Raw genomic sequence first — 1,430 nt, forward strand, 5'->3', positions numbered from 1 at the left:
GGTTCCTTTTCCCCGGGAAACAGGTCGGAACAGGCACTCAGGAACTCGCCCATGTCGCTGTAGTCGGACAGGTGCAGCCAGTAGTCCCTGTAATCCTTTATGTCAATGAGATGCTGTGTGGTCACGGCAATCTCTGCATTGTTCAGATCCATATTACTTGTCTTTTATGTATGTGGATGCCGGGGATTCCATTCCACCGACCTCGACAAGGTGCCGTGTCCCGGCTGTGCAGGGTTTTTCGGGAAAATACCGCAGCTCCGCGAGGATGATTTTCCTGAAAACCGCCTGCGGCCTGACCTTGCTCAGCCGATGGGGACGCGGCTTACCTTTGTCGGTGGGAATGGAACTCCCGGTCTTCTTCATACGGTTCATATTTATTCTGTTATGCGCTGGCTTCCCCAGCTGATGTGTATTTTGCCTTCACTGTCCTGCGTGCGGATGAGCAGGCTGTCGATGACAGACATTGTGATGTCGAACTCCTCGAAGATTTCTGACTGTTCTTTGACCTCACCGGTCTTGATGAATTCGTTCAGACGCTCCTTGGTCAGTACCAGTGCCATCAGGTTCTGTTCGACCGAATCTTCGTAGGTGACGTAGTGGACATCCTTCATTTCTTTGGAATCGAGACGGATGAAACGGAAGTAGAACTGTTCCATACGGGGGATGTTCCACTGCAGGGATTCCAGTATCACGTCGTTGCAGGTAGGTATGTTCACGGAGCTGCTCAGGCTCTGCTGTGTGCATATCAGGATGCCGTTGATGGTGGAGTCGAATTCGGTCACGATGCTCTGCCGTTTCTTGAAGGCTACATCTCCCTTGACCACAAATACAGGTCTGTCGGGAAAATGTTCCCGGATATAGCTCTCGTAGAGGTCGAAGGCCGCCAATGTGGTACATCCGATGGCAACCTTACCCGGTATTGTCCTTATGAGCCTTTCAATATAGCGGGTCTTGGAAGGATAACTGTCACCGTAGTATCCCTCTATCAGGTGAGGTACCGAACAGGCTTTGATAAGCAGCTTGATCTGCCTCATGAGTCTCAGTCCTGCATCCTTTTTCGTGTCTCCCGTGCTGTTGTAGTACAGCTCACAGATGCGGCAGAATTCCTCGATGATGACACGGTATACCTCGTGTTCTCCTTCCGAGGGACGGACGGTATGTGTCCGTATCCGGTATTTCTCTCCTGCGAAGTCCCTGAATTTACGGGTGATGACCGTCTTGCCGATAAGTTCGGAGAGTTCGTCCTTGTTGTACACGTCCTGGTTCTGTTTCTCGATGCCGAATACAGTGGCTTTCCCCGGACAGTGGCAGGCACGGAAAAGGACATGCCCCCTGAAGGCGGGGAACGGTGTTCCGTAATCCGGGTTGTTCTCTTCCTCTATCTCGTGGTCCCTGTTTTCGTGGTAGACCTGCGGGCTCCAGCATATCAT

2 protein-coding genes are annotated in these 1,430 nt (G+C 52.0%); both read right to left on the reverse strand.

Features of this window, described 5'->3' with window-relative positions; all coding sequences use genetic code 11:
* Positions 1-153 precede the first annotated feature (153 nt).
* The gene (locus BQ7483_RS00110) at positions 154-372 is read right to left on the reverse strand and encodes a hypothetical protein (RefSeq protein WP_235847274.1); all 219 of its coding nucleotides are present in this window, start codon (positions 370-372) and stop codon (positions 154-156) included.
* A 2-nt stretch (positions 373-374) separates the two neighbouring features.
* A partial coding sequence (locus BQ7483_RS00115; RefSeq protein ID WP_235847275.1) for a helicase-related protein occupies positions 375-1,430 on the reverse strand: 1,056 nt, incomplete at its 5' end.

It is taken from the genome of Mediterranea massiliensis (assembly GCF_900128475.1).
In the GTDB taxonomy this organism is placed as follows: Bacteria; Bacteroidota; Bacteroidia; order Bacteroidales; family Bacteroidaceae; genus Bacteroides; species Bacteroides massiliensis_E.